This is a genomic window from Lysobacter rhizosphaerae, assembly GCF_054779795.1.
The window spans coordinates 387,213-395,524 of sequence record NZ_BAAGXO010000004.1; the positions used below are offsets into that span (position 1 = coordinate 387,213).

An 8,312-nucleotide genomic window follows, 5' to 3' on the forward strand; every position below is an offset into this window, starting at 1 on the left:
TCCGGCCCGCCTACCGGGAGCGCATCCGCAACACCAGGCCACCACCGTCCGGATGTGCGGCCTCGGCCGGATGGAAGGATTGCAAGGCTTCGCGCACCTGCGCATGCGCATAACCCTCATCGGCCACCGGCAGCCAGAGTGACGCGGCACTCAGTGCCCGCTGGTAACGCAGGGTCTGCGCCGTGCCCAGCCACAGCGGCGTGCCGTCGCTCAGGGTCGCAGGCGCCGGCCAGAGGCGCAGGGCGATCAGTTCATTCGCCTGCTTGCCCGGTCGCAGCAGCAGCAGCGCTTCCGGACGCGCCTCCAGCGTGGCCGGCAAGACCACGTGTTCGCGCGCCGGTGTGTCGTCATCGAGCAGGCCCAGCGTCGTCACCCAGTTCGCCTGGGACTGCACGCGCCAACCCTTCGCCACCAGCACCTGTTGCAGGGGTCGCAGCGGACCGGCGACCTGCAGGTCCAATGCCCAGCGCCGTCGTTCGTCGCGCTCGTTGCGCTGCGCGGGCAGGGTGGCCCAATCGTTGTCCCACCAGCGTTGCGCCGCGAGCGCGGTCGTCGGTGCGGCGGCGGTGAACTGGGCCAGCAGGCGATCGGCGTTGCGCGGCGCGTGCCACAACGCCGCCGCGGCAAACGCCAGGTAGAACGCCCACGCCAGCGGACGCATCCAGAACGAACGCGCGACGTGGCGACGATATGCAAGGCCCAGGACCAGCAACCAGAGGATGCCGAACAGGGTTCCGCCGATCAGGTCGCTCGGCCAGTGCGCACCCAGATACAGCCGGGCGAACGCGATCACCGTCGTCACCACGCCCGCGAGCAGGTACGGCCAGACGCGTTGGCGTCCCGGCAGTTCGCGCGCGATCAGCACGGCGAAGAAGCCGAACACGATCGTCGTCATCGTCACCGCGACCGACGGAAAGCCGAAGCCGGCCGGCGCCGTGGGCGGGCGCGGCATGTCGATCAACGCCTTCAGCAGGCGGGTGAAGACCAGCCCGAACACGATCGCCGCGATCCAGTGCGTCGCCGCCATCCAGCGCTTGCGCCACAGCAGGTAGAGCAGGGCCACCAGCGCCGCAGGCCCGAGCACCTGCACGTCGCCCAGGCTGGCCAGGCCCGCCATCAGGTGGTCGGCGAGCGGGTTGCGTAGGTTCCACATGAATTCGTGGACGGTGTGGTCCAGCGCCAGCGGACCGCCGCTCGCCAGCAGCGACGCCAGCAGGGTGAACCACGCCCAGCTGATCGCCAGCAGGCATACGGCCAGCATCAGCAAAGAGGGCGATTCGGGACGGTTGGGATCGATCAGCGCGACGGCATAACGGCCCAGGTGCGGATGCCGGCGCGTCCACATGAGCATGCGCGACAGCAGATTGTCGGCATGCCCGGCGAACCAGCGCCACGTGTACAGCACGACGACCCACGCCAGCGCCACCGCGGCCACCAGGCCGCCCAGGACCAGCGCCAGGCGATCCGCGACGGCCGCGATCGCGTCGTAGGACGCGCCCAGCAGCCAGCCCGGGGCCAGGTAGAGAGCGGACCACGCCAGGCATGCGATGAAACTCGGCGGGGCGTAACGGCGCAGCGGCATTCGCGCCATTCCCGCGATCGCGGGCACGAAGGGCCGCATGGCCCCGACGAAGCGGGCGAAGAAGATGCTCTTGATGCTGTTGCGGCGGAACATCGCCTCACCGCGATCGAGCCACTGCGGGTAGCGCGAGAACGGCCAGAGTCGTCGCAACCGGGGGCCCCAATGGTGGCCCACCCAGTAACTCGATGCATCGCCGCAGAAAGCGCCCAGCGTGCAGCACACCAGCGCATAGGGGCCGTTGACGTGGCCGAGGCCGATGAGCACCCCCACCGCGAACAGCAGCGGCAGTGCCGGCACGAAGAATCCGAGGAAGATCAGCGCCTCGGACAGCCCGATCAGGAAGATCACCGCGCCTGCCGCCAATGCATGCGCGCTGATCCATGCGCTGGCGGTGTCGATCCAGGTCGGTTCCATGGCCGGATTATGGCAGCAGCAGACCGCGCTTCGTCACCACTGCGGCCATGGGAGGAGCCCGATTGCGGCGATTTCCTTACACTGCCGCCATGTCATCCGCCTCACGCGAAGTCGCCGCCCTCAAGGCCGACAGTTTCGGCCGCATCGCCCTCATGCGCGATGACGCCGGTCTGTTCGTGCGCCGCGACCTGGGCCACGTCCCGCTGTGGTTGCGCCTGCCTGCGTGGTGGCTCGCGCGGCGCGAGGCGCACGCGTTGCAATGCGTCTCGGGGCTCGCGGCAACGCCGCAGCTGCTGCGCTGGGACGGCCGCAAGCTCGATCGCAGCTACCTCGACGGCGGCGCGATGTACCAGCGCCCGCCGCACGGCGATCTCGCCTATTTCCGCAAAGCGCGCCGCTTGCTGCAGCAGCTGCATCGTCGCGGCCTCGCCCATAACGACCTCGCCAAGGAAGCCAACTGGCTGGTGCTGGCGGACGGGTCGCCCGCGATCATCGACTTCCAGCTCGCCACGCGCGGACATCCGCGTTCGCGCTGGATGCGGCTGCTCGCGCGCGAGGACCTGCGCCACCTGCTCAAGCACAAGCGCACCTACTGCCCGCACGCCCTGACGCCGGTGGAGCGGCGGGTACTGAAGCGGCATTCGTGGCTGCGCGAGGCGTGGTTCGCCACCGGCAAGCCGGTGTATCGCTTCATCACCCGCAAGCTGTTGAAGTGGGAAGACAACGAAGGGCAGGGACCCAAGCCATGACGTCGCTGGCAGGAAAAACCTTGTTCATCACCGGTGCCTCGCGCGGCATCGGCCTCGCCATCGCGCTGCGTGCCGCGCGTGACGGCGCCAACATCGCCATCGCCGCGAAATCGGCGGTACCCAACCCGAAATTGCCCGGCACCATCCACACGGCGGCGGACGCGGTGAACGCGGCCGGTGGGCACGGACTGGCGCTGAAGTGCGACATCCGCGAGGAGGACGAGGTGCGGGCGGCGGTCGCCGCCACGGTCGACGCCTTCGGCGGCATCGATATCCTGGTCAACAACGCCAGTGCGATCTACCTGCGCGGCACCCTGGACACGCCGATGAAGCGCTTCGACCTGATGCAGCAGGTCAACGCGCGCGGCACCTACCTGTGCGCGCAGGCCTGCCTGCCGCACCTGCTGCAGGCGGCGAATCCGCACATCCTCACGCTGTGCCCGCCGCCTTCGCTGGACCCGAAATGGTGGGCGCCGCATACCGGTTACACGCTGGCGAAGATGGGCATGAGCTTCGTCACGCTCGGGCTGGCGGGTGAGTTCGGTCCGCGCGGCGTGGCGGTGAATGCACTGTGGCCGCGCACGCTGATCGCCACCGATGCGCTGAACATGATTCCCGGGGTGAGCCCGGGCAATGGTCGTTCGCCCGCGATCATGGGCGACGCCGCCCACGCGATCCTGACGCGCGCTGCCGCAGGCTTCAGTGGCCGCTTCCTGATCGATGATGAGGTGCTGGCCGAAGCCGGGGTCACCGACCTGTCGGGCTACGCGGTGGATCCTTCGCAACCGCTGTATCCGGATCTGTTCCTCGATTGAGTGCGCTGCACGGGAGCTGCCATGAAATACCTCCACAGCATGATCCGCATCCGCGATATCGACGCCTCGCTGCGCTTCTTCTGCGAAGGACTCGGCCTGGAGCTGAAGCGGCGCAACGACTACCCGGAAGGCAAGTACACCCTGATCTTCCTCGCCGCGCCCGGCACGCCCGATGCGGAAGTCGAGCTGACCTACAACTGGCTGCCCGAAGACGGCTCGCCCAGCGAGGACTACGGTTCCGCACGCAACTTCGGCCATCTCGCCTTCCGAGTCGCCAACATCTATGACATGTGCGCGCACCTGCAGGCGATGGGCTACACCATCAACCGGCCTCCACGCGATGGCCACATGGCGTTCGTGCGCTCGCCCGACCTGATCTCGATCGAGCTGCTGCAGGACGGCCACCTGCCGCCGCAGGAGCCGTGGCGATCGATGCCGAACATCGGGCAATGGTGATTGCGCGGTAATCGCCAGGCCTCACCCTGAGGCGCTTTCGACGGCGGTAGGCGACTAAGCCCACCACGCGCGGGAGGGCGGCATGCCGGCGACCGGCACCAGTCGCTTCGTCCCCCACTGTTTCGGCTAAGCGGCGCGCGCGCGGATGCGCGAAAATGGCGGTTCTTCCCCCTCCATACCGCCATGAGCACCTCCGCCGAACTCTTCGCGCTGTCCGAGCGCTACTACCTGCCCGTCTACCGCCCACGCCGGATCGTGCTGGATCATGGCAAGGGTTCGCGCCTGTGGGACCGCGACGGCCGCGAATACGTCGACTTCGGCGCCGGCATCGCAGTGAATGCGCTGGGGCACGCGCATCCGGCGCTGGTCGCCGCGCTGACCGAGCAGGCGGGCAAGCTGTGGCACACCAGCAACGTGTTCGTCAGCGAGCCGCCACTGCGGCTGGCGGAGGAACTCGTCGCCGCCTCGCGGTTCGCCCAGCGGGTGTTCTTCTGCAACTCCGGCGCCGAGGCGAACGAAGGTGCGATCAAGCTGGTGCGCAAGTGGGCGACCGCGCAGGGACGTCCACCGGAGCGTCGCGTGATCCTCAGTTTCCGTGGCAGCTTCCATGGCCGCACGCTGGCGGCGGTCACCGCCACTGCGCAGCCGAAGTACCACGAAGGCTACGAACCCCTGCCGCCGGGCTTCCGCTACAGCGACTTCAACGACCTGGACGCCGCCGCGGCCGCGATGGCGACGGGTGACGTCTGCGCCGTGCTGGTCGAGCCTGTGCAGGGCGAAGGTGGCGTGACGCCGGCGACGCCCGAATTCCTGCAGGGTCTGCGCGCGCTGTGCGATCGCCACGACGCATTGCTGGTGTTCGACGAGATCCAATGCGGCATGGGCCGCACCGGCCAACTGTTCGCCGCGCACACGTACGACGTAACGCCCGACGTGGTGACGCTGGCGAAGGCGCTCGGCAGCGGCTTCCCGATCGGCGCGATGCTCGTCGGCGGCAAGGCGGCGGACGTGATGCAGTTCGGCGCGCACGGCACGACTTTCGGCGGCAATCCGCTGGCGACGGCGGTCGCGCGTGCGGCGTTGCATGAACTGACGTCGCCGGCGCTGCTGGCCAACGTTGCAAAGCAGTCGCAGGCGATCCGCGACGGGTTGGCTGCCATCGATGCGGAATTTGGCATTTTTTCCGAGGTCCGCGGCCGCGGTCTGATGCTCGGTGCGCAGCTGAGCGAACGTCATGCCGGCAAGGCAGGCGAGATCCTCGACCGTTGCGTCGACCATGGCCTGCTGACGCTGCAGGCCGGACCGGACGTGCTGCGCTTCGTGCCGGCGCTCAATATCGGCGATGCGGATGTCGCGGAAGGACTTACGCGCCTGCGCGCGGCGATTGCCGGCTTCGCCAAGGCTTGATCCAAACAAAAAAGCCCGGGAAACCGGGCTTTTTTGATGGCTCGCGGAGGCTCGAGCCCCGCGGTCAGTTGCGGATGATGGCAAAGGCCTCGCGCGCGGCCGCGATGGTCTGCGCGATTTCCGCTTCGCCATGCGCGCTCGAGACGAAGCCGGCTTCGAAGGCAGACGGCGCCAGGTACACCCCGCGTTCCAGCATCGCGTGGAAGAACCGGTTGAAGCGTGCCGTGTCCGAAGCCTTGGCGTCCTCGAACGTTTCCACCGGGCCTTCCCGGAAATACAGGCCGAACATGCCGGGCACCCGCGTGGTGGTGAAGGCGATGCCGGCATCGCGCGCGGCGGCTTCGAGGCCGTCGCACAACGCATGGGTGCTGCGCTCCAGCGCGGCGTGGAAGCCGGGCGTGCGGATCAGGTCCAGCGTGGCGAGGCCCGCGGCCATCGCCACCGGATTGCCACTCAGCGTGCCGGCCTGATAGATCGGGCCGCTGGGCGCGACCTGCGCCATCAGGTCGCGACGTCCACCGTACGCACCCACGGGCATGCCGCCGCCGATGATCTTGCCGAACGTGCTCAGGTCCGGGGTGATGCCATAAAGCGCCTGGGCGCCGCCGAGCGCGACGCGGAAGCCGGTCATCACCTCGTCGAAGATGAGCAGCGCGCCATGCCGCGTGCACAGTTCGCGCAGATGCTGCAGGTAGCCGGCACGCGGCAGGATGCAGTTGGCGTTGCCGACGATGGGTTCGATGATCAGGCCGGCAATGTCGCTGCCGGCTTCATCGAACAGTTTCGTGGCGGCATCGAAATCGTTGTACGGCAGCGTCAGGGTGAGATCGGCCAGCGCCGCTGGCACGCCCGGCGAATTCGGCAGGCCCAGCGTCATCACGCCGCTGCCGGCCTTCACCAGGAAACTGTCGCCGTGGCCGTGGTAACAGCCCTCGAACTTGACGATGCGGTTGCGCCCCGTCGCGCCGCGCGCCACGCGGATCGCCGAGAGCGTGGCTTCGGTGCCGGAATTCACCATGCGTACCATTTCGCAACTGGGCACGATCGAGGTGATGGCCTCGGCCATCGTCACTTCCAGTGCGTTGGGAACGCCGAAGCTGAGGCCGTCGCGCATCGTGCGCGCCACGGCGTCCAGCACCTGCGGATGTGCATGGCCGGCGATCATCGGCCCCCACGAACCGACGTAGTCGATGTAGCGGTTGCCGTCGACGTCGAACAGGTGCGCGCCTTCCGCACGTTGTGCGAAGAAGGGTTCGCCGCCCACCGACTTGAACGCGCGCACGGGCGAATTGACGCCGCCGGGAATCAGGTCCTTCGCGCGGGTGAACAGGGAGTGGGACCGTTCGTTCTTCATCGGGGCTCTTCGAAGCAGGAAATGTAGGCACGGGTGGCGGCCGCGGGGTCGGGCGCATCGAAAACGCCGCTGATCACGGCAAGCAGATCGGCGCCGGCTTCCACCAGGGGACGTGCATTGTCCGGTGTGATGCCGCCGATCGCCACCCGCGGCACGCCCAGGGCGGCGGCCGTTCGCAACAGATCCAGGGTCGCGCGGCGCGCGTGAGGCTTGGTGGGCGAAGGGAAGAACGCGCCGAATGCCACGTAGGTGGCGCCGGCGAAGACCGCCTGCCTGGCCAGCCCGGCATCGTCGTAGCAGGAGGCGCCGAGGATTGCCCCGGGCCCGAGTTCGTGCCGCGCCAGTGCGATTTCGCCGTCGTCTTCGCCCAGATGCGCGCCGGCGGCACCGATCGCGGCCGCCAGGGCCCAGTCGTCGTTGATGATCAGCGGGACGTCGAAGCTGCGGCACAGTGGCTGCAGTGCCAGCGCCTGCTCGGCTCGCAGGTCCTCGCTCGCGGGCTTGTTGCGGTATTGCAGCCAGGTGGCGCCGGCGCGCAGCACGATTTCGACGCGCGCGAGCAATCGAGCGGTATCGGCTTCATCGGGAGTGATGGCATACAGGCCGCGAGGCGGCCAGCGCGGGTTCATGGCGGCGAGCATCCTCGGTCCGGGCGTGACAAAATGCATCCCCCGCACCGCAAATTCCAGCCATATTTATCCATGAGTGAAGCCGCCACGACCACCATTTACCGCACCTGGATGTGCGTCGTCTGCGGATTCATCTATGACGAGGCCAAGGGGCTGCCGGAAGAGGGCATCGCGCCGGGTACGCGCTGGGAAGACGTGCCCGATACCTGGACGTGCCCGGACTGCGGAGTCACCAAGGACGATTTCGAGATGATGGAAGTCTGACCACATCCGCGAAAGTCATGCCAAGGGCCGCATTGCGGCCCTTTTTGCATCCAGGGGCAGTCAGGAGTGGGGAATGGCCGGGCTGAAGATCAATTCGGCGCCGTTTTCCAGCTTCAGCCGCGCCGCTTCACCGGCATTGAGTTCCAGCACGAACCGCGCCGGCGCGTTGCTGGGATAAGGCGGGCAGCCGTCACCCAGGGCGCAGGGCGGGACATCGCGTTGCTGGGACACCAGGCGCCGCGCATTGTCGAAATAGAGGATGTCGAGCGGGATATGGGTGTCTTTCATCCAGTACGCCTGCGGCTCCTCGGCGTCATGGATGAACAGCATGCCGTGGTCGGCGGCCATTTCGTCGCGGAACATCAGCCCACGCGCGCGCTCGGCATCGTCGTCGGCGATTTCCACCTGGTAGCGCTGTCCGCCCAGCTCCACCCACGTATTGCTGCCGGTCGCGCATCCACCCAGCATCAATCCGGAAAACAGCACGGCAGTCTTGATCAAACGCATCGGTATTCCCCTTGAAAAAGCAGGGCGAAACATCCTGCACGGCGGACGCATCGTCAAGCGCGCCGAAATTTTTTTACAAAACCCTCTTCCCAATCGGAGTGCGGCTGTGCACAATGCGCGCCCCGCTGATCGGGA

General features: G+C 67.7%; 9 protein-coding genes. 5 read left to right on the top strand and 4 right to left on the bottom strand.

Annotated features, from left to right (window positions below; translation table 11 throughout):
* Window positions 1-10: 10 nt before the first annotated feature.
* Entirely contained in the window at window positions 11-1,996 is a 1,986-nt protein-coding gene (locus ACYVGE_RS08890; RefSeq protein ID WP_460729075.1) for a bifunctional DedA family/phosphatase PAP2 family protein, read from the bottom strand.
* 89 nt (window positions 1,997-2,085) lie between these two features.
* On the opposite strand from ACYVGE_RS08890, the gene ACYVGE_RS08895 reads away from it, so the two are divergent.
* From ACYVGE_RS08895 to ACYVGE_RS08910, 4 genes are all read left to right on the top strand, one after another.
* Window positions 2,086-2,745 (top strand): protein kinase family protein, encoded by a 660-nt coding sequence (locus ACYVGE_RS08895; RefSeq protein ID WP_460729077.1) that lies wholly within the window; start codon window positions 2,086-2,088, stop codon window positions 2,743-2,745.
* Window positions 2,742-3,560, top strand: a complete 819-nt coding sequence (locus ACYVGE_RS08900; protein WP_460729079.1) for an SDR family oxidoreductase — start codon at window positions 2,742-2,744, stop codon at window positions 3,558-3,560. Before ACYVGE_RS08895 ends, ACYVGE_RS08900 begins: the two co-directional genes overlap by 4 nt.
* A gap of 21 nt (window positions 3,561-3,581) precedes the next feature.
* Entirely contained in the window at window positions 3,582-4,016 is a 435-nt protein-coding gene (locus ACYVGE_RS08905; RefSeq protein WP_460729081.1) for a VOC family protein, read from the top strand.
* Between the two features lie 183 nt (window positions 4,017-4,199).
* Window positions 4,200-5,423: an acetylornithine/succinyldiaminopimelate transaminase gene (locus ACYVGE_RS08910; RefSeq protein ID WP_460729083.1), complete on the top strand. Its 1,224-nt coding sequence runs from the start codon at window positions 4,200-4,202 to the stop codon at window positions 5,421-5,423.
* A gap of 64 nt (window positions 5,424-5,487) precedes the next feature.
* On the opposite strand, the gene hemL is transcribed toward ACYVGE_RS08910, so the two are convergent.
* Window positions 5,488-6,777 (bottom strand): glutamate-1-semialdehyde 2,1-aminomutase, encoded by a 1,290-nt coding sequence (gene hemL / locus ACYVGE_RS08915; protein ID WP_460729085.1) that lies wholly within the window; start codon window positions 6,775-6,777, stop codon window positions 5,488-5,490.
* A complete protein-coding gene (gene thiE, locus ACYVGE_RS08920) occupies window positions 6,774-7,406 on the bottom strand; it encodes a thiamine phosphate synthase (RefSeq protein ID WP_460729087.1) in 633 nt (210 codons plus the stop codon). Before thiE ends, hemL begins: the two co-directional genes overlap by 4 nt.
* A 72-nt stretch (window positions 7,407-7,478) precedes the next feature.
* On the opposite strand from thiE, the gene ACYVGE_RS08925 reads away from it, so the two are divergent.
* Entirely contained in the window at window positions 7,479-7,670 is a 192-nt protein-coding gene (locus ACYVGE_RS08925; protein ID WP_460729089.1) for a rubredoxin, read from the top strand.
* A gap of 60 nt (window positions 7,671-7,730) precedes the next feature.
* On the opposite strand, the gene ACYVGE_RS08930 is transcribed toward ACYVGE_RS08925, so the two are convergent.
* Window positions 7,731-8,177, bottom strand: a complete 447-nt coding sequence (locus ACYVGE_RS08930) for a DUF192 domain-containing protein (protein WP_460729091.1) — start codon at window positions 8,175-8,177, stop codon at window positions 7,731-7,733.
* Window positions 8,178-8,312 lie beyond the last annotated feature (135 nt).